The 23,602-nt window shown below is 71.5% G+C and carries 22 protein-coding genes, 1 pseudogene and 1 riboswitch; of the genes and pseudogenes, 16 read left to right on the forward strand and 7 right to left on the reverse strand.

Annotated elements, in window-relative coordinates; translation table 11 throughout:
• The first annotated feature begins 90 nt into the window (after nt 1-90).
• Nucleotides 91-1,377 (forward strand): ROK family transcriptional regulator, encoded by a 1,287-nt coding sequence (locus ACWIF2_RS15420; protein WP_454360758.1) that lies wholly within the window; start codon nt 91-93, stop codon nt 1,375-1,377.
• A 204-nt stretch (nt 1,378-1,581) separates the two neighbouring features.
• Here ACWIF2_RS15420 and ACWIF2_RS15425 read toward each other — a convergent pair whose 3' ends face one another.
• A complete protein-coding gene (locus tag ACWIF2_RS15425; protein ID WP_454360759.1) occupies nt 1,582-2,412 on the reverse strand; it encodes a recombinase family protein in 831 nt (276 codons plus the stop codon).
• Between the two features lie 211 nt (nt 2,413-2,623).
• Entirely contained in the window at nt 2,624-3,532 is a 909-nt protein-coding gene (locus ACWIF2_RS15430) for an AraC family transcriptional regulator (RefSeq protein WP_454360802.1), read from the reverse strand.
• A gap of 120 nt (nt 3,533-3,652) precedes the next feature.
• On the opposite strand from ACWIF2_RS15430, the gene ACWIF2_RS15435 reads away from it, so the two are divergent.
• From ACWIF2_RS15435 to ACWIF2_RS15460, 6 genes are all read left to right on the forward strand, one after another.
• Nucleotides 3,653-4,354 (forward strand): DsbA family protein, encoded by a 702-nt coding sequence (locus ACWIF2_RS15435; RefSeq protein ID WP_454360760.1) that lies wholly within the window; start codon nt 3,653-3,655, stop codon nt 4,352-4,354.
• Nucleotides 4,351-5,112: a nuclear transport factor 2 family protein gene (locus tag ACWIF2_RS15440; protein ID WP_454360761.1), complete on the forward strand. Its 762-nt coding sequence runs from the start codon at nt 4,351-4,353 to the stop codon at nt 5,110-5,112. The genes ACWIF2_RS15435 and ACWIF2_RS15440 overlap by 4 nt, the downstream gene beginning before the upstream one ends.
• 31 nt (nt 5,113-5,143) lie before the next feature.
• Nucleotides 5,144-5,467, forward strand: coding sequence for a MoaF-related domain-containing protein (locus tag ACWIF2_RS15445; protein WP_454360762.1), 324 nt, complete (start codon nt 5,144-5,146; stop codon nt 5,465-5,467).
• Nucleotides 5,468-5,597: 130 nt separating this feature from the next.
• Entirely contained in the window at nt 5,598-6,533 is a 936-nt protein-coding gene (locus ACWIF2_RS15450) for a protein-ADP-ribose hydrolase (protein ID WP_454360763.1), read from the forward strand.
• Nucleotides 6,530-7,429 carry an NAD-dependent protein deacetylase of SIR2 family gene (locus ACWIF2_RS15455; protein WP_454360764.1) on the forward strand — a complete coding sequence of 300 codons (900 nt, stop codon included), beginning with the start codon at nt 6,530-6,532 and terminating at the stop codon, nt 7,427-7,429. The genes ACWIF2_RS15450 and ACWIF2_RS15455 overlap by 4 nt, the downstream gene beginning before the upstream one ends.
• Nucleotides 7,426-7,809, forward strand: a complete 384-nt coding sequence (locus ACWIF2_RS15460; protein WP_454360765.1) for a nuclear transport factor 2 family protein — start codon at nt 7,426-7,428, stop codon at nt 7,807-7,809. The genes ACWIF2_RS15455 and ACWIF2_RS15460 overlap by 4 nt, the downstream gene beginning before the upstream one ends.
• A 61-nt stretch (nt 7,810-7,870) precedes the next feature.
• Here ACWIF2_RS15460 and ACWIF2_RS15465 read toward each other — a convergent pair.
• From ACWIF2_RS15465 to ACWIF2_RS15475, 3 genes and pseudogenes are all read right to left on the reverse strand, one after another.
• A pseudogene (locus tag ACWIF2_RS15465) lies at nt 7,871-10,635 on the reverse strand (Tn3 family transposase).
• Nucleotides 10,636-10,803: 168 nt separating this feature from the next.
• Nucleotides 10,804-11,580, reverse strand: coding sequence for an SDR family oxidoreductase (locus ACWIF2_RS15470; protein WP_454360766.1), 777 nt, complete (start codon nt 11,578-11,580; stop codon nt 10,804-10,806).
• 137 nt (nt 11,581-11,717) lie between these two features.
• Nucleotides 11,718-12,605: an RNA polymerase sigma-70 factor gene (locus ACWIF2_RS15475; protein ID WP_454360767.1), complete on the reverse strand. Its 888-nt coding sequence runs from the start codon at nt 12,603-12,605 to the stop codon at nt 11,718-11,720.
• A 254-nt stretch (nt 12,606-12,859) separates the two neighbouring features.
• Nucleotides 12,860-12,990: riboswitch (FMN riboswitch) on the forward strand.
• Between the two features lie 144 nt (nt 12,991-13,134).
• Between ACWIF2_RS15475 and ACWIF2_RS15480 the strand changes: the two genes are divergently transcribed.
• The 9 genes from ACWIF2_RS15480 to ACWIF2_RS15520 all read left to right on the forward strand — a co-directional run bounded on the left by ACWIF2_RS15480 (nt 13,135) and on the right by ACWIF2_RS15520 (nt 20,512).
• On the forward strand, nt 13,135-13,743 hold the full coding sequence (locus ACWIF2_RS15480; protein WP_454360769.1) for a riboflavin synthase: 609 nt from the start codon (nt 13,135-13,137) through the stop codon (nt 13,741-13,743).
• The gene (locus ACWIF2_RS15485; RefSeq protein WP_454360771.1) at nt 13,740-14,384 is read left to right on the forward strand and encodes a nicotinamide mononucleotide transporter family protein; all 645 of its coding nucleotides are present in this window, start codon (nt 13,740-13,742) and stop codon (nt 14,382-14,384) included. The genes ACWIF2_RS15480 and ACWIF2_RS15485 overlap by 4 nt, the downstream gene beginning before the upstream one ends.
• Nucleotides 14,381-15,676, forward strand: coding sequence for a bifunctional 3,4-dihydroxy-2-butanone-4-phosphate synthase/GTP cyclohydrolase II (locus ACWIF2_RS15490; protein WP_454360773.1), 1,296 nt, complete (start codon nt 14,381-14,383; stop codon nt 15,674-15,676). Before ACWIF2_RS15485 ends, ACWIF2_RS15490 begins: the two co-directional genes overlap by 4 nt.
• A gap of 19 nt (nt 15,677-15,695) precedes the next feature.
• Nucleotides 15,696-16,181 (forward strand): 6,7-dimethyl-8-ribityllumazine synthase, encoded by a 486-nt coding sequence (gene ribH, locus ACWIF2_RS15495; protein WP_184597131.1) that lies wholly within the window; start codon nt 15,696-15,698, stop codon nt 16,179-16,181.
• Between the two features lie 34 nt (nt 16,182-16,215).
• Nucleotides 16,216-16,488 carry a phosphoribosyl-ATP diphosphatase gene (locus ACWIF2_RS15500; RefSeq protein ID WP_361934420.1) on the forward strand — a complete coding sequence of 91 codons (273 nt, stop codon included), beginning with the start codon at nt 16,216-16,218 and terminating at the stop codon, nt 16,486-16,488.
• Between the two features lie 55 nt (nt 16,489-16,543).
• Complete coding sequence (gene hisG / locus ACWIF2_RS15505) at nt 16,544-17,392, forward strand: ATP phosphoribosyltransferase (protein ID WP_454360775.1); 849 nt, start codon at nt 16,544-16,546, stop codon at nt 17,390-17,392.
• Nucleotides 17,393-17,405: 13 nt separating this feature from the next.
• A complete protein-coding gene (locus ACWIF2_RS15510) occupies nt 17,406-17,858 on the forward strand; it encodes a PH domain-containing protein (protein WP_454360777.1) in 453 nt (150 codons plus the stop codon).
• A 246-nt stretch (nt 17,859-18,104) separates the two neighbouring features.
• Nucleotides 18,105-19,439 (forward strand): hemolysin family protein, encoded by a 1,335-nt coding sequence (locus ACWIF2_RS15515; protein WP_382497526.1) that lies wholly within the window; start codon nt 18,105-18,107, stop codon nt 19,437-19,439.
• Nucleotides 19,436-20,512, forward strand: coding sequence for a hemolysin family protein (locus ACWIF2_RS15520; RefSeq protein ID WP_454360779.1), 1,077 nt, complete (start codon nt 19,436-19,438; stop codon nt 20,510-20,512). The genes ACWIF2_RS15515 and ACWIF2_RS15520 overlap by 4 nt, the downstream gene beginning before the upstream one ends.
• Before the next feature lie 100 nt (nt 20,513-20,612).
• Here the strand turns inward: ACWIF2_RS15520 and ACWIF2_RS15525 are convergent, their stop codons facing one another.
• The gene (locus tag ACWIF2_RS15525) at nt 20,613-22,475 is read right to left on the reverse strand and encodes an AAA family ATPase (RefSeq protein ID WP_454360804.1); all 1,863 of its coding nucleotides are present in this window, start codon (nt 22,473-22,475) and stop codon (nt 20,613-20,615) included.
• A 433-nt stretch (nt 22,476-22,908) separates the two neighbouring features.
• Complete coding sequence (locus tag ACWIF2_RS15530; RefSeq protein WP_454360806.1) at nt 22,909-23,565, reverse strand: uridine kinase family protein; 657 nt, start codon at nt 23,563-23,565, stop codon at nt 22,909-22,911.
• Nucleotides 23,566-23,602 lie beyond the last annotated feature (37 nt).

The raw sequence follows: 23,602 nt of genomic DNA on the forward strand, positions 1-23,602 counted from the left end.
GGCGTAAACTATCAGGAACCCTGCCTGATAATAAGAGGGTTTCCCGGCGGGCCACGGCCGACGGACCCGCCGATCTGGAAGGATCCCGGCATGCCCGCATCCCCGAGCACCGCCCGGGCCATCAACGACCGGCTCGCCCTGCGTCTGTTCCAGCAGGAGGGCCCGCTGACGGCAGGGCAGTTGAAGCAGCTCACCGGTCTGTCCCGGCCGACCGTCGCCGACCTCGTCGAACGCCTCACCGCCGCAGGTCTGATCGCGGTCGTCGGAGAGGCGGGGGAGCAGCGGCGCGGGCCCAACGCCAAGGTGTACGGCATCGTCGCCGACCGGGCGCACCTCGCCGCCCTGGACGTACGCACCGAGGGTGTCTCCGTGGCCGTCGCCGACCTGGTGGGCCGGGTCCTGGCCGAGGCCTCAGTGCCCATCGGGGGTGACATGGCCACGGGTTCCGCCGTGGAACAGGCGGTCGCGCTGGTCGAGCGGGTGGTGAAGGAGGCCGGCGCCGACCGGTTGCACACCGTCGGCATCGGAGCGCCCGGCCTGATCGACCCGGCCAGCGGCGAACTCCGCGACTCCTCCGGGCTGCCCGAGTGGCACCGGCGCCTGGTCGCCGCCCTCCAGGAACGGCTGCCCGAGGCGCGGGTGAGCGTCGAGAACGAGACCAACCTCGCGGCACTGGCCGAGCAGCGCGACGGCGCCGCCCGGGACCGGGACACGTTCGTCCTGCTGTGGCTGGGCCACGGCACGGGCGCGGCCGTGGTGCTCGACGGCGCGCTGCGCCGCGGTGCCTCGGGCGGCACCGGCGAGATCGGCTTCCTCCCGGTCCCGGGCACGACCACGCTGCCGTCCGCGACGGACTGCGAGGGCGGCTTCCACGGCCTGGCCGCGTCGGCCGCGGTCGTGGACCTGGCGGCACAGCACGGGGTTCCGGCGGAGCCGGGGCAGGAGCCGTCGGCGGTGGGGGTCGTACGGGCGGCGGTGGGTGTGGTGCGGGCCGCGGTGGATCGGGTGCGGGGAGTGGAGGGCGGAGGGTCTCGGTCCGAGGGCGGGTACGAGGTGCCGGTCTCGCCCGCGTCCGCCGGCCCCGCTGCCCGATTCCTCGACGCCCTGGCCGATCGGCTCGCCGTCGGGGTCGCCTCGGTGGTGGCGATTCTGGACCCCGGGTGTGTGGTGCTCGGGGGCGAGGTCGGGCAGGCCGGTGGTGAGGAGCTCGCCGGCCGGGTGCAGGACCGAATCGCCCGGATGACGCCCCTGCTCACGGAGGTACGGACGACCACCCTGGGTGGCGACGCCGTCCTGCGCGGCGCCCTCCTCACGGCCCGCCACCGGGCTCAGGACGAGCTCTTCACCCCCGGGGAGCGGCCGGTCCAGCGCTGGTAGCGCGCCCCGGGCCTCCCGGCCGAACCTCCGGGCCCGGGACGGCTGCTCGTCGTCCCGGGCCCCTGCTGAGGCCGGGACCGCCGGTCCCCGCCAGTACTCCGCTGAGCCCGGGACGGCTGCTCTTCGTTCGCACTCCTACGGTCGGAACCCTCCGGCAATGCCGGGTGTGAGTAGTTGGCGTACAGGAAAACCCGGTGAGAACGATCATGGGCCGGTCGGCGCGAGCGCGCTGACCCGGTTCTCGTACTCGCGGCGGGCCTTGCGCTGAGCCGGGACCGCCGGGGTGCCCTGACCCCCGTCGAGCGGCTGGCAGAGGGCGAGGAGCCGGCGGTGCACGATCGGGACCGCGGTGACGCGCAGGGTGTACCCCTGGCCGCGCCGCACGACCACTCCCTGGTCGAGCGAGGCCCGCTCGGCGGGCTCCAGGTCGGCGGCGCGGAGGAAGTCGGCGACCTTGCCGGGCATGTCGAGGGTGACCAGCAGCTCCGGGGCCGGGGCGTCCTCCTCGGTGACGGTGTGGCCGGGCATGAGGTCGGCGACGGCCGTGCGGATCGCGCCGCGGCTGACGCCGTGGTCGCGGGCGGGAGCGGCGATGGAGCAGCCGTCCAGGTAGGCGGTTCGCACGGCGTCGGTCTTGTCGGCCGGGACGACGGGGCGACGTCCGCCCTTGCTGCCCTTGGCCTCGGCGGCCCGCAGCCCGTCGTAGGTCAGCTCCCGCTGGAGGTCGCGCTGGAGTTCGCCGGCGGCGGCGAGGGTCTGCACCATGAACTTCACGGTGGACAGCAGCTCTCCGAGGATGTGCCCGGTGCCGCGTACGAGGCGGAACATCTCGGAGAAGTGCACGGTGTCGCCTGGGCGGGTGTAGTCGAGGAGCGCGCGGAACTTCGGGCGCTGGCGGGGGTGGAGGCGGCTGGAGGTGCCGCCGTCCTCCTCGAAGACGACCGGGTCCTCGATGCCGGCCTCGTCCAGGACGAGGTTCTGCCGGGCGGTGGACTGCTGGTCGGTCGAGACCCGCTTGTAGACCAGGTTCGCCACCGAAGGGCCCCTTCCGTACGGAGGATCGGACCCTGTCTGTCGTCAAACTCTGTCAGTAATCGCCATCGGATCTGATTGGATCCGTGCCGCCGCGAACCCCGGGATGGCGCGGGTTCATTGGCCGCGCCGGCTGTCTGTCGTCAACGATCGTTTGGCGACAGGCAGCCGGCACGGTGAGCCCCGACATGCCGACCTGTGACTGCCGTGCCCTTCACCGCGCGGAGTGTCCGCGGACCGTGTCGCGGAAGGCGATGGGGGTCTGCCCGGTGCCCCGGTGGAAGAACTTGCTGAAGTGCGTCGCGCTGGGGAAGCCGAGATGGTCGGCGATGCGGGCGGCGCTCTGGTCGCTGTGGGCCAGGAGGCGCTTGGCCTCCAGGATCACGCGGCGGTCGATGAACTCCTTGGCGCCGAGCCCCGCGGCGGTGAGGGTGGCGCGGGAGAGTGTGCGGGGCGAGTAGCCGAGGGTCTGGGCGTAGTCCTCCACGCGGCGCGTGCGGGCGAAGTCCCGTTCGACGGCGTCGCGGAAGCGCAGGTAGGTGGGGTCGGGTTCGGGGGCGGGCGAGCCGGCGGGCGTGGTCAGGTGGGTCAGGCGCAGCACGAGGACGGCCAGCAGGTGGCGCAGGGCTGCGGTGTGGACGTCCAGGGGCAGGTGTCCGAGTGCGCGGAACTCGATGCCGAGGTGCTCGGCGGCGAGGCACAGGGCCGTGGCGTCGTCGGGCAGGGGGAGGCGCAGGACCGGGGCGTGCGGGTCCTGCGTGCGGGCGGCGTCGGCCGTGGCCGCGTCGAGGAAGTCCGGGCGGAACAGGATCAGGGTTCCCTCGGCGCCGGTGAGGTCGCCCCACTGATGGACCTGGCCGGGGCGGACCCAGAGCCAGGATCCCGGTTCGAGGGCGTAGCCGGCGAAGTCCACGGTGTGCCACAGGGTGCCGCCGGTGAGGGTGAGCAGGTGGTGGAAGTCTGGCCGATGCGGTGTCGCGAGCTGGGCCGTAGTGGCCCGGTGGCGCAGATCGGCCAGGGACAGGACCTCGACCCCCGCAGGCGTGCCGGCGGGCGCGGTGAAGGCGATCTCGGGGATCTCCGCCCTGGCATCCACGCGGGCATCATGTCGCTTTTTGGCCATCATGTGTCACCAGCGTATCCAACTGCCCTCGGTTCTGCCTCGTAGCTTGGAGATATCGCTTCACACGGCACCACACCGAGTGTCGGAAAAGCGTAAGAGCCGTATGGGAGGAGGCGTGCGATGGCCACAACAGAGAGTGTCCGGCTGACGTATGCCTTCGACGCGTACTGCCCCTGGTGTTACGGCTTCGGCCCGACCCTGCGGTCCTTCGCCCAGGACAACGCCCACCGCATCCGGCTGCACATACGGTCGGCGGGCCTGTACACGGGCGCCCGGGCCCGGCCGGTCTCGGCCCACCCTCGGATGGCCGAGGCGTGCGAGCGGGTCACGCGGCTGACCGGAGTCGGCTTCGGAGCCGGATTCGCACGGGCGCTGACCGACGGAACGACGGTCGCGGACTCCACCGCGGCGGCCGCCGGCCTGGCGGTGCTGTACGGCCAGGCCGACGAGGTCGGCGTACCGCACCTGGATGCGGCCGAGGCCGTACAGCTGGCGTGGTTCGTCGACGGCCGCAGCCTCGCCGATCCCGAGGTCTACCGCGACATCGCCGCCGGTCTGGGCCTGGACGCGTCCTCGGTGACGGCGGCGTACGCCTCGCCGGCGCCCTGGGAGCAGGCCCGCGCCGACTTCCGCGCGCTGCGTCGCCTGCACGTGACCACCTACCCGACCCTCCTGCTGCACACCGTGCACGGCGCGGGCCGGCTGGGCGGTGCGGCATCCACCGCCGCATCACTGACCGCGGCGCTCGACCAGTGCCTCGCCGGAGCGTTCCCCCGACCCACTTCCACCCCGCCTTCTGTTCCGCAAGGAGAATTGTCATGAGCGACGCCAAGAACACCGTCCTGACGGCCGCCGGCGAACTGTTCGGCAAGAAGGACCCCGCCGCGGTCGACCGCTGGGTCGCTGCCGACTACACGCAGCACAGCCCCCTGGCCGCCGACGGCCCCGAGGCTCTGCGCGCGCTGGTCGCCTCCCTCGGTGTCGACTTCCGCTACGAGGGCGCCCGGGTCATCGCCGACGGCGACCTGGTCGCCCTGCACGGCACGTACCACGGCTTCGGCCCGGACCCGCTGGTCGGCTTCGACATCTTCCGCGTCGACGCCGACGGCAAGCTCGCCGAGCACTGGGACGCCCTGGCCCCGGTGGTCTCCCCGACCGCCTCCGGCCGCTCGCAGACCGACGGCCCCACCGAGGTGGCCGAGCCCGCCAGGACCGAGGCCAACCGCGCCCTGGTCACCGAGTTCGCGCAGAAGGTCCTGGTCGGCGCCGACTACTCGGTCCTCACGGACTACATCTCCACGGAGACGTACGCCCAGCACAACCCGGAAGCCGCCGACGGCCTGGACGGGTTCGGCGCGGCCGCCGCGCAGTGGGCCGAGCAGGGCAAGAACCTCGTCTACACGAAGGTCCACAAGGTCATCGCCGAGGGCGACTTCGTCCTGACCCAGTCCGAAGGCGAGTTCGGTGGCCCGGTCGCCTACTACGACCTGTTCCGCGTCGCCGACGGAAAGATCGTCGAGCACTGGGACGTCGTCGCCCCGATCCCGGCCGAACTTCCCCACAGCAACGGCCTGTTCTGACGCCCCCGAGTCACACGTGAGAAAGAGCAGCATGAACGCGCGCACCTACGCCGGCCGAACCTTCGTCTTGCGGGTCGACAACGGAGTCGTCTTCCGCAACACCTACGCGGCTGACGGCACCACGTTGCACTACGAGACGCTGGCAGGGCCGACCAAGGGCACGACGGAGACGGTCACGCTCCACACCGCCGCACTCGGCCCCGGCCAGTTCATGGTCGGCTGGGTCGAGGAGTCCGGCATGACGGTCACCCACATCATGAACCTGGACGCCCTGACCGTCCACGCCTTCTGGACCTACCAGGAGGGCGCCGGCCGGGTTGCCGAGCTCCACACCGGAACCCTCGAGCCCGGCTGAATCCGTCCCCCGATGCGCCGCCGTGCCCTCTCGCCATGCCCGAAAGGCACTGGCGGCGCCCATCGGCCCGACAGCCCGGTTCACGAGGCCGCCTGCCTGACGCACCACCCACACTGCCTGGAGGACGATCGTGCATGCCGCCCCGCTGCCGCTCGACGCCTACCGTGGCGCGATAGCCCTGGACGAGCCGTTCCGGCCGACCGGCGCCCCGGCCGCACGCCCGGCGCACCTGGTCCGTGCCGCGCTGTCCGCGCTGGACAAGGACCCGGCCACGACGGCGGCGGACCTGGGAGCGGGCGACGCGGACCGGCTCGACGACGTGGCCGCCCGACGCCTGCTGCGCGCGGTACTCACCGTCCGCCGACCGGGCCCGCTTCCAGCGGATGCGTCCGAGCTGCTGGACGCCCTCCTGAGCAGCGAGCGCGCGGCCAGGACCGTGACGGACCCGAAACGCCTTCCCTGCATCGCCGAGGAGTTTCCCGACACGGCCACGGCCTACCCGGCCGCGGAACGTATGGTGCTGTGGCAGGGCGACATCACCGCGCTCGGCGCGGACGCGATCGTGAACGCCGCCAACAGCGCGATGCTCGGCTGCTTCGTCCCCCAGCACCCGTGCATCGACAACGCCATCCACAGCGCGGCGGGCCCCCGCCTGCGCGACGACTGCCACACGATCATGACCCGGCAGGGCCACCCGGAGGCGACCGGCACCGCGAAGATCACCCGCGGCTACCACCTGCCCGCCCGCTACGTCCTGCACACCGTCGGCCCCATCGTCGACGGTGTCCTGCGCCCGACGCACGAGCGTCTCCTCGCCGCGTCCTACCGGGCCTGCCTCGACCTCGCCGCCGACGTCGCGGACATCCGCACGGTGGCGTTCTGCTCCATCAGCACCGGCGTCTTCGGCTACCCCAAGCGGCCCGCGGCCCGCATCGCCCTGGACACGGTGGCCGACTGGCTCGACGCCCACCCCGGACGCCTGGACCGCGTGATCTTCAACGTGTACGCGCCCGACGACCGCGCCGCCTACCTCGACGCCCTGACCGAAGGGGCCACCACCCGATGAACCAGACGAACCACCAGCCCCACGCCCTTCAAGCCCAGGCCGACACGGTCCGCTCCTGGCTCGCCGACGCCGACCGCGTGCTCATCACAGCCGGCGCCGGACTGAGCGCCGCGGCCGGCTACGACTACGGCGACACCGACCGCTTCCAGGAACTCTTCCCCGCCTTGTACCGCCTGGGCCTGCGCTCCCGCTATCTCGTCGGCCTGCCCCTGCCGCCCGCCCTGCTGTGGGGATACTGGGCCGTCCACATCGACGACATCCGCTACAGCCCTGCCCTCAACCCGCTCTACCAGCGGCTGCGCACACTCGTCGGGGACAAGGACCACTGGGTGATGACCTCCAATGTCGACGCACTCTTCCCCCGCAACGGCTTCGCGGCGGACCGGGTCTTCACCCCGCAGGGCGACTACGGCCGCTACCAGTGCACGACCCCCTGCACCCCCATCACCTGGGACAGCAAGCCCGTGATCGACCGGCTCCTGTCCGCGTACGACCCGGACACCGGCGCCGTCACCGACCCCGACGCCCTGCCCCGCTGCCCGAACTGCGGCGGCGAGGTCGAGATCAACGTCCGCATCGGCCCCGAGTTCGTCGAAGCCCCCTACCTCCCCACGGGCCGGCGTCTGCGGGAATGGCTGAACGAGGCCCCCACCGACGCCCGCCTCCTGATCCTGGAGTTCGGCGCCGGGTTCAACACCCCCGGCGTCATCCGCCACCCCGGCGAGCATCTCACCCGCCACTTCCCCCAGGCCCGCCTGGTCCGCGTCAACCCCGCCCACCCCGACATACCCTCCGACCTGGCAGGACGGGCTCTGCCAGTCCCCGCCGGCGCCGATCACTTGCTCGACGCACTCACTGCGCCGCAGGCCCCGGCCGGTCCTATGGTGACCTCATGAGCGATCCGGAGAAGAACAAGACCACGGCCAAGGCGTTCTACGACCTCATGTTCAACGACTGCCGCCCTGCCGAGGCCCTCGATCGCTACGTCGGCGACACCTACATCCAGCACAACCCGCACGTCGGCGACGGCAAACAGGCATTCATCGACTACTTCGAGCGCATGGCCGCCGAGTACCCCGGCAAACACGTCGAGTACAAACGCGCCTTCGCCGAGGGCGACCACGTCATCCTCCACTGCCACCAGACCTGGCCAGGCGACGAGGACTACGCGGGCATCGAAATCTTCCGCTTCGACCAGAACGGAAAGATCGTCGAGCACTGGGACGTCCTCCAGGTCATCCCGGCCACCTCCAAGAACGACAACACCATGTTCTGACCAGGCCTCGGCCGTTCTCCAGTACGACGCCGCGCTGTTACCCGGAGGCTGACACCCCGCTTCAGTCGGCGGCCGACTCGTCTTCGTCGTACTCGACGGCGTCCGGGTCCCGCAGCGGGCGCAGGCCCTGGCCGGGGCCGCTGGTCTTGATGTCGAACAGGTAGCGGCCCAGGAAGTTGATGTGCCGGTCCTTGAGCGGAGAGAGGCGGGCGACGTCCTCGTCCTTGATCTTGTGGCCCTCGGCGCGGAGCTGGGCGACGGCGGCGTCCAGGTAGCGGGTGTTCCACAGGACGACGGCGTCGAGGACCAGGCCGAGGGCGGCGAGTTGGTCCTCCTGGCCCTCGCGGTACGCCTGGCGGATCTGGCCGCGACCGCCGTGGCAGATCGCGCGGGCCAGACGGTGGCGGGACTCCTGCAGCCGACGGTAGGTGTCGTCGACCGGGTCGACCGGAGCGAGCAGGTGCATGGTCTTGTCGATCCGCCCGTACTCGGCGAACGCGGCGCCGAGCGGGGTCGGGTGGCCCTCACGGCCGAACATCCGCAGCAGGTCGTAGGCCCGGACCTGGTTGGTGATGAGCGACCCGGCGACGCGGAGCATGTCGAGCATTTTGTACAGGCCGAAGGCCATGTCGGAGTACGAGGCGTTGTCGGTCGCGACCATCTCCGGCTTCACCCCGCCGTCGAGGTTCAGCAGCGTGTCCAGCGTGTAGAGGCTGTCGCGCGGGGTGCCGCGTACGACCATCGCGCCGATCCCCGCTACCTGGTCATTGACGGCGTTGAGCCAGGTCACACCCCGTTTGTGGCCGTAGTACTTGGGCGAGGGCCCGGTGTTGATGCTCTTGACGGGGACGACGAACCGCAGGCCGTCGACGGAGGCGAGCAGCCCGCCCCCCCCACATCTGGGCCAGCTCGATGCGGGACTGGGCGGTGATGAGCGCGGCGTTCGCCGCGGCGATGGTGTCGGCGCGCAGGTAGTTCTGGTCGACGTGGGACAGCCGAGAGCGGGTCAGCGCCTTGTTCTCCGGGTCGATGACCGGGGTCAGGCCGATGTTGCAGCTCTCCGCCGCCAGCAGCGCGACCAGGGAGACGAGCAGACCCTCCATGCGGGTGCGCCGCTCGGAGATGTGACCGAAGGTGTCGAGGAACCCGGTCCAGGAGTGGACCTCGAACAGCAGGTCGGCAGGTCGATCCTCGGGAGCATCGCCTCCGTGGTGGCCTTGAGCCAGGTCAGCAACTCCGGCTCGCCCACCGCGCCGGGCTTGTCCACCGACCGACAGGCGGGCGCGTCCGCCGCCCTCGGGGACGACGATCTCCACCTTCGCGTCGGCGCCGGCCTCCTCCAGACGGTCGGCAATCTGCCGCCACGCCGCGTCCAACCCCCGGACGCAGCCCGTCCAGCAGCCTCGCGCGCGGGTTCGCCCACCGGTTCGACGGGGCAGCGAACACATCGCGCCGATTCAGGGCACGGTGCAGTTGCTCCGGGACGCACACCACGTACGCGTCACGGTCGACCGCGCCCTGAGGCAGCTTGGCGTTGGAGAACACCGCGCGCTTCCACATCGTCGGCACCAGTTCGGCGTCGACCTCGCGGGGCAGCAGCGGCCGGTCCTTGACCCGGCACCGGGAGAGCGCGGGCAGGCGGCGCACGGCCTTGAGGATGCGCCGCCCGGCCGGGGCGGCGCCCAGCGCATCCGACTCGCCCATCAGGGACAGGACGCGCGGACGGTGCTGTAGCGCAGGGCCAGCTTCTCGCGCATCGCGGCTTCGGCCGAGCCGTCGTCCTCGGGCACCAAGGCCTCGACGGTCGCAACCGCCCCGGCCACCGCCGTACGCGGCACGGCCTCCTCGACCGCCGACCACAGCGCGGCGACGTCCAGGTCCGCCTCGTGCTCGGCGACCAGGTCCAGCTCCTCGGTGAGGATCTTCGACGCCTTCGCCAGGATGCGGGCCGCCCTTCTCCAGCTGCGGCAGCATCGCCAGCCGCTCGCGGTCCGACGCCCGCCGGGCCGGGCTGATCAGCCGGTTCGCCATCCTCACCGCGAACAGGTCGAGGGCGTCGTCGACCGCCTGCGCCTCCAGCTGGCGCACCACCGCGGTCAGCAGCGCGGTCCGCCGCGGCTCCGGCGCCCGCTCGATCGTCTGCGCCTTGCTCAGCTGCCCGTACCGGGCGAGCGCGGACAACCGGTTCACCGGCACCCGGGACAGGTCCACCCGCCCCAGCGCGAACGCGGAGATCTCCTCCACCCGCTCCATTGCCCGCAGCATCGCCGTGCCCGTCGACTTCACCGGAGGCGTACGCAGCCGCTCCAGCTCCGAGACCCGCTTGCCCTCAGGCACCACCAGCAGCTCCGCCAAGGCCGGCGCCAGCGCCGCATCCGCCCGGACCGTCGCCCGGGCCACCGCCTCGTACAGGCGCCGCTCGGCCGCCGTACGGGCCTCAGACACCTGCCGGGCCAGCACCGAGACGCCCGGCAGTAGCACCCGGTTCTTCCGCAGCCACGTCACCGCGTGGTTGAACAGCGCCACCGGCCCCTCGGCGTACCGCTTCACGCACGAGGCGTCCGCGATGCCGAGCTGCCCGGCCAGGTACTCCACGGCCTCCCACGGCACGGCGAGCGGGTCCTCGCCCAGGAACCGGCCGACGTAGCGGACCGTGCAGATCTGCACCGCCATGCCCAGCCGGTGCGCATCCGTGCGCCGCAGCGCGATCAGATCGCGGTCGTCATCGTCGAGGGAGAAGAACCGCTCCAGCTCCGGGCGCGTGGGCACCTCGGTGAACGCGCCGTACGCTTCGGCCTGCTCATCAGTCAGAAACTCCACCGGCACGAGGCGGACCGTGGCCAGCACCGGCACCCGCTCGACGATCTTTCCGTGAACCTCAGCAAGGCCGCAGAACGGTGTGCTAGCCGACCATGATCGTTCTCACCGGGATTTCCTGTACGCCAACTAGTCACACCCGAATGCCCGGGCCCCCGACTGCGCCCAGGCGCCCCGCTAAGCCCGCGACCGCCCGCTCCCCGTCCGCACCTGCCCGTCTCCGAACCGCGCCGCCAGGTACTTCTCGAACGTCCCCGTGCCGACCGCCCGCCCCGGCGTCAGATGACCCCCGCTCCGAAAGCCCCGGTACGCCGCTCCCCACAGCGGTACGTTCACCACCGCACGGCGCCGGCCGGACGCCTTCAGATACGCGCGAGCCAGCGACTCGAACGTCCGTACCTCCGGCCCGCCCAGGTCCTCCACCCGCCCCGCCGGTTCGCCCGCCGCCAGCTCGACCAGCCGGTCCGCGACCTCGGACACCTCGACGGGCTGGTCCCGGACACCGGCCGGCAGGAACAGGACCGGCAGCTTCGACAGCCCCTGCAGCACCATGACCAGCAGGTCGTGGAACTGTGTCGCCCGCAGCACGGTCCAGCCGAGCCCCGACTCCTCGACCAGCCGTTCCACGGCGAGCTTGCTCTTGTAGTAGCCGAACGGCACCCGGTCGACGCCCACGATCGAGATGTAGACGAGGTGCCGCACCCCGGCACCGCGCGCCGCCCTGATCAGGTTCGTCGCCGCCTGCTCGTCGCCCTTCTGGGCCGACGCGCAGTGCACGATCGTGTCCACACCGGCGACGGCCGCGTCCAGCGCGTCCCCGCCCTCCCGCAGGTCGACCGCGTACGGCTGGGTGCGCCGGCTGAGCACCCGGACCTCGTGCCCGTCCGCGCGCAGGCGCTCGGCGACGAGCCGGCCGAGTGTTCCGGTGCCACCGGTCACCAGGATCGTGGTCATGCCGTTCAGTCCCTTCGAAGGCCCGGACGCTCCGGCCGGAGCGCCCTCGTCAGCTGAGACCGGACACCCCCGCCGAATGTGACAGCCACACCCGGCGAAACCGCGACCGCGTCCGACCGTCCGACCGTCCGACCGTCCTACGGCCGGGCGAGCTGACGCCGTGCGAACTCCAGCTTCTCCGGGTTGACCACGGCCCGCACCCCGGTGACCAGCCCGTCGCGCACCTCGAACGCCGCCAGCCCCACGAGCGTGTCGCCGGCCCAAGTCGCCAGCCCCGTCGCGCCGTTGACCTCGGCCGACGTGAAGTCCAGGCCCACCGAGAACTTCGGGCCCCCGCCCGCCAGGAACCGGGCGATCCTGGGACCGCCCTCGATCGGCCACCGGGCCGCCGTGACCTTGCCACCACCGTCGCTCCACCAGGTGGCATCGGCCGCGAGCAGCTTCTCCAGCCCCGCCAGGTCGCCGTCACGGGCCGCCGTGATGAACGACGCGACCAGCTCCTCCTGCTGCTCGGACACGGGCTCGAAACGGGCCTGCGGCTCGCCCACCCGCCGCACGGCCCGCCGGTACAGCTGACGGCAGTTCGCCTCGCTCAGATCCAGGACCCCGGAGATCTCCCGATGCCCGTACCCGAAGGCCTCCCGCAGCACGTACACGGCCCGTTCGGTCGGCGTGAGCCGCTCCAGCAGCACCAGCATCGCCATCGACACGGCGTCCCGCTGCTCGGCCGACTCCAGCGGGCCGAGCGCGCCGTCCCCGGTGACCACCGGCTCCGGCAGCCAGGTCCCGACGTACCGCTCGCGCCGGACGCGCGCGGACGTCAGCCGGTTCAGGCAGAGGTTCGTGACGACCTTGGCGAGCCAGGCCGCCGGATGCTCGATCCCCGTACGGTCGGCGCCGCTGTAGCGCAGATACGCGTCCTGGACCGCGTCCTCGGCCTCCTCGGCGGAGCCCAGCAGCCGGTAGGCGAGCGAGAACAACCGGGGCCGGTGGACCTCGAACTCGTCGGCGATCGTGGTGGTCATGGGGCTCACCCTGCCAGAACGCCGTCCGCGCGGTGTGGGGAGGCCCGGCGACGGGCAAGGGCCGTCGTCACCGTCGCCGGACCGGTCTGTGGGGGCATGTCAACCCTGGAGGCGACCCTAAAAAGGACTAGACCACACCGTCAATAGGTGCGTACCAATCCCGGTGAGCATGGCGACACGGTCTGTGAGGCAGGCCACACCGATCGCCTCTTTGAACGTCGATCAGGCGTGGCACACTGGCCGTGTACCAGTAGCAGCGCACTCCGGGGTCGGTGAAAGTCCGAACCGGCGGTTACAGTCCGCGACCCGGTCGCCTCCAGCGATCGGTTGACCAGGTGAAATTCCTGGACCGACGGTTAAAGTCCGGATGGGAGGCAGTGCGCGGCGGGCAGGCATACGTGCGTGCCGCCGAAGAAGTCCGTCCTCGGGGCGGACTCCGTCCGGCGTCGCCCCCGGTGTCCCTGCTCGTACATCTGTCGTCATCGACAGCCCCGGAGTCCGTGCCCCAAGAGGCAGGAGGACCCGGGAAGTGTTCACCGGAATCGTCGAAGAGCTGGGCGAGATCACCGCCGTCGAGACCCTCGACGACGCCTGTCGCTTCCGCCTGCGCGGTCCCGTCGTCACCCAAGGCGCCAAGCACGGCGACTCGATCGCGGTCAACGGCGTCTGCCTCACGGTCGTCGACCACCTGGGCGACGAGTTCACCGCCGACGTGATGGCCGAGACGCTGAACCGCTCCAGCCTGGGCGCCCTCGCGGTCGGCACCCGCGTCAACCTCGAACGCCCCATGGCCGTGGGCGAACGCCTCGGCGGGCACATCGTGCAGGGCCATGTCGACGGCACGGGCGAGATCCTGGAGCGCAAGCCGTCCGAGAACTGGGAGATCGTGAAGATCTCCCTCCCCGCGGACCTCACCCGCTACGTGGTCGAGAAGGGCTCCATCACCGTCGACGGCATCAGCCTCACCGTCGTCGACGCAGGCCCCGACTACTTCACCGTGAGCCTCATCCCCACCACCCTCGCCCTGACCACGCTCGGCCACAAGGGACCCGGCGACCCGGTCAACCTCGAGGTGGACGTCATCGCCAAGTACGTCGAGCGGATGATGGGCGACCGAGTGCGGGGGGCGGACCGGTGAACTGGCTCAATTCCGAGGCGTTCACGCTCTTCGGCCAGCACATCAAGTGGTCGGACATGATCGGCAACGTGATCGGCCTGATCGGCCTCGCCTTCGGCTGGCGGCGCTCCATCTGGACCTGGCCCGCCCAGTTCCTCTCCGGCCTCATCCTCTTCGCGGCCTTCGCCACCGCCCACCTCGCGGGCAGCGCAGGCAAGCAGATCGTCGTCATGCTCGTCGCCACCTACGGCTTCTGGCAGTGGAACCGCGGCAGGCAGCAGGCCCAGGACGGCTCCATCGCCGTACGGTTCGCCACCTGGCGCGAACGCGGGGTCCTGGCCGGGGCGGCCGCCGTCGGCACCCTCGCGGTCGGCGGCCTGTTCACCGCCTTCCCGACCCTCTCCTGGGACCCCTGGCCGGACGCGTACATCTTCGTCGGCACCATCGTCGCGATGTACGCCCAGGCCCGCGGCATGGTCGAGTTCTGGTTCGCCTGGCTGCTGGTCGACCTGGTCGGCGTCCCGCTGAACTTCGCCAACGGCTTCGCCTTCTCCGGCTTCGTCTACATCATCTACGGCGCGCTCGTCCTGTGGGGCATGCGCGACTGGTGGCTGCGCTCGCGCGCGGCAGCACAGCCCACCCTGGAAGGAGCGCCGGCATGAGCGCCGCAACCGTCCTGTACACCGACCGCACCGACGACGTCGAGGACTTCGCACTCGACCCCGTGGAGCAGGCCATCGCCGACATCGCGGCCGGCCGCCCCGTCGTGGTCGTCGACGACGAGGACCGGGAGAACGAGGGCGACCTCGTCATCGCCGCGGAGAAGGCGACCCCCGAGATCGTCGCCTTCATGATGAGCGAGTGCCGCGGCCTGATCTGCGCCCCCATGGAGGGCGACGAACTCGACCGGCTGCGCCTGCCGCAGATGGTCGAGGACAACACCGAGTCGATGAAGACCGCGTTCACGGTCTCCGTCGACGCCTCCGCCGCGCACGGCGTGAGCACCGGCATCTCGGCCTCCGACCGCGCCACCACGCTCCAACTGCTCGCCGACGGCGTCACGGGGCCCGAGGACTTCGTTCGCCCCGGCCACATCTTCCCGCTTCGCGCCCGGCCCGGCGGGGTCCTGACCCGCAACGGCCACACCGAGGCCGCCGTCGACCTCGCCCGCCTCGCGGGCCTGCGCCCGGCCGGAGCGATCGTCGAGATCGCCGGCGAGGACGGCACGATGCTGCGGCTGCCCGAGCTGATCCCCTTCGCCCGCAAGCACGGCCTGACGATCATCTCGATCGAGGACCTGATCGCCTACCGCCGCGGCAGCGAGCCGACCGTCCGCCGCGAGGCCAAGACCCGACTGCCCACCGCCCACGGCACGTTCACGGCGTACGGCTACCGCTCCACCGTCGACGGCGTCGAGCACGTCGCCCTCGTGCACGGCGACATCGGCGACGGCCAGGACGTCCTCGTCCGCGTCCACTCCGAATGCCTCACCGGCGACGTCTTCGGCTCCGCCCGCTGCGACTGCGGCCCCCAGCTGGACGCCTCCCTGGCCCGTATCCAGGCCGAGGGCAGGGGAGTGGTGGTCTACCTGCGCGGACACGAGGGCCGCGGCATCGGCCTGATGTCCAAGCTGCGCGCCTACGAACTGCAGGAGCGCGGCCGCGACACCCTCGACGCCAACCTCGAACTCGGCCTGCCCGCCGACGCCCGCGACTACGCCGCCGGCGCCCAGATCCTGGCCGACCTCGGGGTGCGCGGCGTGCGGCTGCTGACCAACAACCCCGACAAGACCGACGCGCTCGTCCGCCACGGCATCGCCGTCAAGGCGCGGGTGCCGATGCCCGTGAGCGCCGGCGAGCACAACCTCCGCTACCTGCGCACCAAGCGGGACCGGATGGGCCACGACCTGCCCTGGCTCGACACGACCACCGTGCCGGCCTGCAGCAACCAGTAAGAGAGCAAGAGGGAGAGACGTGAGCGGCAAGGGTGCACCGGAACTGTCCGTACGCAATGTGGGTGACCTCAGGGTCGCCGTCATCGCGGCACAGTGGCACGAGAAGGTGATGGACGGTCTGGTCGACGGCGCCCTGCGCGCCCTGCACGACCTGGGCATCGACGAGCCGACCCTGCTCAGGGTCCCCGGCAGCTGGGAGCTGCCGGTGGTCGCCAAGGTCCTCGCGGGCCGCGGCTACGACGCGATCGTGGCACTGGGCGTCGTCATTCGCGGGGGCACCCCCCACTTCGAGTACGTGTGCCAGGGCGTGACCCAGGGCCTGACCCAGGTGTCGGTCGAGACCGGCGTCCCGGTCGGCTTCGGCGTGCTGACCTGCGACACCGACGAGCAGGCCCTGGACCGCGCGGGCCTGCCCGGCTCGAACGAGGACAAGGGACACGAGGCGGTGACGGCGGCGGTGGCGACCGCGGCCACCCTCCGCTCGGTATCCGAACCCTGGCGCTGACGGAGGCCGGGTGTGGCATAGGCTGAGCGTCACCATGTCCAAGAAGACGTTCGAGGAGCTCTTCACCGAGCTCCAGCACAAGGCCGCCCAGGGCGATCCCGCCACTTCCCGCACCGCAGAACTGGTCGAGAAGGGCGTCCATGCCATCGGCAAGAAGGTCGTAGAAGAGGCAGCCGAGGTCTGGATGGCCGCCGAGTACGAGGGCAAGGACGCGGCCGCCGAGGAGATCTCGCAGCTGCTGTACCACGTCCAGGTGATGATGGTCGCCCGCGGCATCTCCCTCGACGACGTCTACGCCCACCTGTAAGCCGCGGCACGCCGCACCCGTTCCCGTAAGACACCACGCAAAGGAAGCCGACCTCATGCTGCGCATCGCCGTCCCCAACAAGGGTTCCCTGTCCGGCCCTGCGGCGGAGATGCTGCATGAGGCCGGCTACCAGCAGCGCCGGGAATCCAAGGAGCTGCGGATCGTCGACCCGGTGAACGAGGTCGAGTTCTTCTACCTCCGCCCCCGCGACATCGCCATCTACGTCGCCTCCGGCCAGCTGGACATCGGCCTCACCGGCCGCGACCTGCTCATCGACTCGGGCGCCGAAGCCGAGGAGATCCTCCCGCTCGGCTTCGCCCGCTCCACCTTCCGCTACGCCGCCAAGCCCGACACCATCGGCGGCCTGGCGGACCTGGCGGGCAAGACGGTCGCCACCTCCTACGAGGGCATCGTCGCGGCGCACCTCACCGACAACGGCATCGACGCCTCCGTCGTCCACCTCGACGGCGCCGTGGAGACCGCCATCCAGCTCGGCGTCGCCCAGGTCATCGCGGACGTCGTCGAGACCGGCACCTCGCTGCGCAACGCGGGCCTCGAGGTCGTCGCCGAGCCGATCATGAAGTCCGAGGCCGTCGTGATCCGCCGCACCGGCGCGGACGCCGACGACCCCAAGGTGCAGCAGTTCCTGCGCCGCCTCCAGGGCGTCCTGGTCGCCCGCACGTACGTGATGATGGACTACGACTGCCGAGTGGAGCAGCTCGAGAAGGCCGTCGCCCTCACCCCCGGCCTGGAGTCGCCGACGGTCTCCCCGTTGCACAACGAGGGCTGGGTCGCCGTCCGCGCGATGGTCCCGGCCAAGGAGGCGCAGCGGATCATGGACGACCTCTACGACATCGGGGCCCGGGCCATCCTGACCACGGCCATCCACGCCTGCCGTCTCTGAGGGGCGTACACCGATGTCCGATCTGCCCACCCTGCCCGTCACTTTCCGGCCGGGCAGCACCCGGGCGGTGCTGCTCACCGCCGCCGTCGCGATCCTGGTCGTGATCACGGCTGTCGCGATGCTGCTGAAGCAGCTCAGCCCCGCCGAGCGTCTCAGCTTCGTCGTCACGGCGCTGCTGCTGGACGCGGTGCTGCTCCTGCTGGCCCGGCCGAAGGTCGTCGCCGACGAATCCGGCGTCACCGTGGTGAACCTCACGAACAAGCGCCGGCTGGAGTGGGCCGAGATCCTTCAGGTCACCCTCCGGCCCGGCGACCCCTGGGTGTTCCTCAACCTCAGCGACGGCACCAGCCTGCCTGTCCTCGGTATTCAGCCCGGTATCGCGAGGCAGCGGGCGATCGCCGACGCCCGGGCCCTGCGGGCGCTCGCCGAGGCCCGTTCGGTGGCGGACGAGCGGCATCAGAGCTGACTCGGGAAATCCACTGGGCGGTCGCCACTGCCGCACCGGCCCGTGTCTTGATTAATCTGTTGGCGGAGGCGTGTACGGATGCGCCTCCGCCTCTGCTGCCCCGCCCGGTGCACCGAGGCTCCTGCTAACCGAGGAGTGACCCTCTCCGGCGATGGACGGATCGTCCTGTAGTACCTGCGCCGCCCCCTGCCGACATAGCGCGGACCTCGCTTTCGAGGTACGCGACTTTGCGGAGGCGGCGGCATCATGACCACCCCCCTGCTGCTCCTGGCAGCCGCGTTCCTGCTGATTCTCGCCAACGGATTCTTCGTGGCGGCCGAGTTCGGACTCGTGACGGTCGAGCGGCCCGAGGCCGAGAAGGCCGCCGCCGAGGGCGACCGGCGCGCCCACCGCGTCGTCGAGTCGCTCAAGGAACTGTCCTTCCAGCTCTCCGGCACCCAGCTCGGCATCACCATCACCTCCCTCGTCGTCGGCATGCTCGCCGAACCGGCGCTCGCGGAGCTGCTGCACGGCCCGTTCACCTCGATCGGCATACCCGAGGGAGCCGTCTCCGGTGTCACGGTCGTCGTCGGCATGCTGCTGGCCTCCGCCGTGCAGATGGTGATCGGCGAGCTCCTGCCCAAGAACTGGGCGGTGTCCAGGCCGCTTCAGGTCGCGCGCTTCGTCGCGGGCCCGCAGCATGTCTTCGCCCGGCTGTTCCGCCCGGTCATCGCCGGCCTCAACGCCGTCGCGAACCGGCTCGTGCGTGCCCTGGGCATCGAGCCCACCGAGGAGCTGGCCTCCGCCCGCACCCCCGGCGAACTCGTCTCCCTGGCCCGTCACTCGGCCCGGGCCGGCGCCCTGGAGCAGGACACGGCCGACCTCTTCGTCAGAACCCTGTCGCTGGGTGAGCTGACCGCGCAGCACGTGATGACGCCGCGCGTGAAGGTCAGCGCCCTGCAGTCCTCGGCCACCGCCGAGGACGTGGTCAACCTGACCCGCGCCACCGGCCTGTCCCGCTTCCCCGTCTACCGGGAGAAGATCGACGAGGTGGTCGGCATGGTCCACCTCAAGGACGCCCTGGCCGTGCCGGTGCGGGAGCGCCTGCGCACCCCCGTCGGCCGCATCGCCCGCCCGGCGCTGCTAGTCCCCGAGACGCTGCCCGTACGGCCGCTGCTGGCCCGCCTGCGCAGCGAGCAGCCCATCGCGGTCGTCGTCGACGAGTACGGCGGCACGGCCGGTGTCGTCACGCTGGAGGACATCGTCGAGGAGATCGTCGGCGAGGTCCGCGACGAGCACGACGGACACGACCTGCCCGAACTGGCCTCCGCGCCGCCGGAGGACGGCAGGCCCGCCTGGGACGCCGACGGCAGCTGCCGTGTCGACATCCTGCGGCGCATAGGCCTCGACGTGCCGGAAGGCCCGTACGAGACCGTCGCGGGCCTGATCGCCGATCTGCTGGGCCGAATCCCGGCCGTCGGCGACCGGGCGGAGCTGCCCGGCTGGCGACTGTCGGTGCGCCAGGTCGGCCACTACCGCGCCGAGCGGGTCCGGCTCGTGCGCACGGCGCCGGTGGCCGCCATGGTGGAGGCCGTCCGATGAGCGTGCTCCAGCTTCTCTTCGCCGCGCTGCTCGTGCTCGCCAACGGCTTCTTCGTCGGCGCCGAGTTCGCGCTCGTCTCCGTACGCCGCAGCCAGATCGAACCGCTCGGCACCGCCCGCGCCCGGCAGGTCCTCTACGGGCTCGAGCGGCTGCCGCAGATGATGGCGGCGGCCCAGTTCGGCATCACGATCTGCTCCCTCACCCTCGGCGCGGTCGCCGAACCGACCGTCGCGCATCTGCTGGAGCCGGTCTTCGAGTGGGTCCACCTGCCGCACGGCATGATCCACCCGCTGACCTACGTCATCGCCCTCGCCGCGGTGGTCTTCTTCCACCTCGTCATCGGCGAGATGGTCCCGAAGAACCTGGCGATGGCGGCCCCCGAGAAGGCCGCGCTGTGGCTCAGCCCCGGCCTGGTCTGGTTCGCCCGCTTCTGCAAGCCGATCACCGCCGCGCTGGGCGCGGTCTCCCAGGGCATCCTGCGGCTCTTCCACGTCGAGCCCAAGGACGAGGTCGAGGCCGTCTTCACCAGCGAGCAGCTCAACCGGCTGGTGGAGGACGCCGGCCAGGCGGGCCTGCTCGACCCCGAGGAGGCCGAGCGACTGGAGGACGCCCTGGAGCTGGGCTCGCGCCCGGTGACGGACGTCCTGCTGAAGCGCGAGTCCCTGGTCACGGTCAGCCCGTCCGTCACCCCCGGGCGCATCGTCGAACTCACGGCCCGGACCGGGTACTCCCGGTTCCCGGTCGCCGCGGAGAACGGGGCGTTCATGGGCTATCTGCATGTGAAGGACGTCCTGGACCTGGAGCACTCCGACCGGGCCGTGCCGCAGCAGCTGTGGCGGCCCATGACGACGCTGCGGTCCGAGCTGCCGCTGGACGACGCGCTGACGGTGATGCGGCGGGCCGCGACGCACCTGGCGCAGGTGGCCGACGGTTCGGGGAAGGTGCTCGGGCTGGTCGCGCTGGAGGACGCGCTGGAGCTGCTGGTGGGGGAGGTGCGGGATCCCGCGCATCGTCAGGTGCGCGAGGTACGGCTGACCGAGCCGAGGTCGGGCGAGGAGGTGCTGGCGACGTAGCTGCGGGCATGCGTGCCGCTGGGGGCGGCACGGGTGGGCGCAGCGGCACCCCGCTCCGCCGGGCCGCGGACCCACCCGGCCTCAGCACCCGCGCCAGTCTCTACAGTCCGGGCGGATCCTGCGGCCCCCGCCCGGACAGCACCTCTCCGTACGCCTGCATCAGGTCCGGCAACCGCAACGTCGCCAGATCGTCCCTGCCCAGCACCCCGGGATAGACGGACAACCGCAGATCCCGGTACGCACAGCTCTTCTCGTACAGCGTCCGCAGGAACCGTCCGTTGCCCAGCTCGTCGATCCACCCCTGGTCGACCACGTGCCCGGCGATGGACCGCAGCTCGTCGAGGGACTCCTCGTCCCACAGGTCGCCGTTCTCCGCGGCGAGCACCTTGCCGATCTCGGTGAGTTCGAGGGGACGATAGGAGGGGAAGTCGACGCGGGTGGTGAAGCGGGAGGACAGCCCGGGGTTCGCGGCGAGCAGGCGGTCCATGCCCTCGGGGTAGCCGGCCAGGATCACCACGAGATGGTCGCGGTTGTCCTCCGCCCGCTTCAGCAGCACCTGGAGCGCCTCGTCGCCGTACGCGTCGCCCTTGCCGTAACCCGAGTTGGACAGCGAGTACGCCTCGTCGACGAAGAGGACACCGCCGAGGGCCGAGTCGATCAGTTCGTTGGCCTTCACGGCCGTCTGCCCCAGGTACTCGCCGACCAGGTCGGCCCGCTGGGCCTCCACGAGATGGTCGCCGCCGAGCAGCCCGAGGGCGTAGAAGACGCGGCCGAGGATGCGGGCGACGGTGGTCTTGCCGGTGCCTGAGGGGCCGGAGAAGACGAAGTGCCGCTTGGGCGGCTGGACCGGCAGGCCCTGCCCGGCCCGCAGCCGGGCCATGTTCAACTGCGCCGACAACGCCTTGACCTGGCGTTTCACCGGCTCCAGACCGACCATGCGCTCCAGCTCGGCGAGTGCCTCCTCCAGTAAGGCGGGATCGGTGGGCCCAGCGGGCAGGGACGGGCCCGGGGAGAATCTCTCGCGCACGGCCGGGTCCGTCACCGGCGGCAGGGGAGCGGAGCCCGGCGGCTCGAGGTCGGGCAGCCTCAGGTCGCGGCCCTCGGTGCCGAAGAGCGGGTCGAATCCGTCCGGCCCGTCCACGGCGTCCTGGCCGAGGCCGGGGAGCGTGATCGCCGCGAGGTCGGTGGCGTCGTCGTAGCCGTCGCCCTCGGCGATCGCGGCGAGCCGGGCCGAGGTGTCCATGAAGGCCGGGTCGACGCGATGCACGGCCCGGTACAGGGGCAGCGCCGCGGCACTGCGGCCGGTGCCCTCGTGGGCCCGGGCGAGCCAGTAGCGCAGCTCCTTGCGCTGGGGCTGCTCGCTGCGGCAGCGCATCAGCGCGGCGGACAGCAGCGGTTCGGCCTGGCCGTACATCTCCAGACGGACCCGGGCCATGCCGCCGAAGAGGCCCGCCTCGATGCCGAGCATGGGGTCGTCGAGGAGCGGGTCGGTGTGGCGGACCAGCTGTTCCCAGTCCTTGACCAGATAGGCGCGGCAGGCGTGCAGGAAGCGGACCTGGGCGTCGGTGTCCACCGGCGGCAGCCCGGCGAGGGCGCGGTCCAGCTCGGGGACGTGCCGGCCGTCCAGCCAGTGGGAGGCGTGCGCGAGCAGCAGGTCGCGGGGGCTCTCCAGCACGGGCTGCACCCACCAGCCCAGCCAGTACCAGGAGTTGAGGGTGCGGCGGTAGCGGGAGCGCTGTTCCCCGAAGCGGTCCCGGTGCCGGAACATCCTGAGCAGCGCGGTCGTCGTGTCGACGCGCAGCGCGTGCAGCCCGAGCCAGCCGTCGGCCATCCCGGGGTCCAGCCGTACGGCGGCGCGGAACTCCTCCTCCGCCTGCGGATAGGCGCCCATGGTGTAGGCATCGACGCCTCGCAGCCAGGCGAGGTCGGCCGGGGCCTGCGGGCCCTGCGTGCCGAAGTCCATCACGTCCCCCACGAACCGTGCCCCCGTCGGTATGCCAACGAGCCGTCCCCCCGGCCGGCTGCCCTGCTCGAACCGCTGTGCCACGGACCGGAGTTGCGAGGTGCGCGGAGCAACCGTCCGTAGGTCGCGACGAGGGCATCGTACCTTCGGGGGCGGCGCCCCCGAAGGGTGCCGCACGGGCCGTTCGGCGAGGTGGGAGCGGATGCGGCGCACTCGCGCACGGTGACCGAGTGTGAGCGTTCGGCGCCTCGCGGGGCCCGGAAAAACGGAAGAAGACAGAACGAAGCCCCCGATCACGGGGGAACAACCGGGGGCTTCGCGTCTGTGGGCGGCTCCGAATGGCCGCACATTGAGAACGTAAGTCCTGTACGGCCCACCGGTCAAGCCGAGTTGAAGCACTCCACCAAGTTCCACCGCAAGCGCATTCACAAGTTCAGCACACTGCGGGCGGTCCGTCACCGTGCGTGAGAAACTGGTCCGGTCCAGCGGTCCCGGCAGGTCCCGGAAACACCTCGTACCCCTTCTCTCCCTGCCGTACCAGGAGATCGGCGAAGGGCCGCGAGGGATCGTCGGCGAAATGCCGGCGCTCCGCCGGGATCCATCCGTCCCAGAACTCCTGCTGTTCCTCCCCGTCCCGCGACCGTCCCCGTGCCCAGGCCTCCTCGCGCGGCAGCTCCATCCACAGCAGCAGGGCCAGGTGGGGGCGCAGTGCCCGGCGTCCGGCGCCGACGCCCTCGACGAGGACCACCGGTGCGGGCGGCAGGGGGCGCGGAGGGCCGAAGCGGCGGCCCCGCCAGTCGTAGGGGGCGTAGTGCGCGGTCCGGCCGCCGGCCAGCGGCTCGATCACCTGGTCCAGCAGCCGTCCGGTCCAGCCGAACAGTTCGTCGTGGCTGGCGATGTCGTCGAGGCGCAGCACCGGCGCGCCGCCGAGCGCCCCGGCCAACTGCTCGGCGAACGTGGTCTTTCCGGATCCGGCGTGCCCGTCGACGCCGACCAGGCGGACCGGGCCGCAGGAGGGGGAGAGGCGGCGGATCCGGGAGGCCAGGTCACGGACGGCGGGCCCCGGCGCGGGGCGGAAGGACGGATTCATCTCGCGCAGCACTCTAACGACCTGGGGGTGACCGGCG

Source organism: Streptomyces sp. NPDC055506, assembly GCF_053643595.1.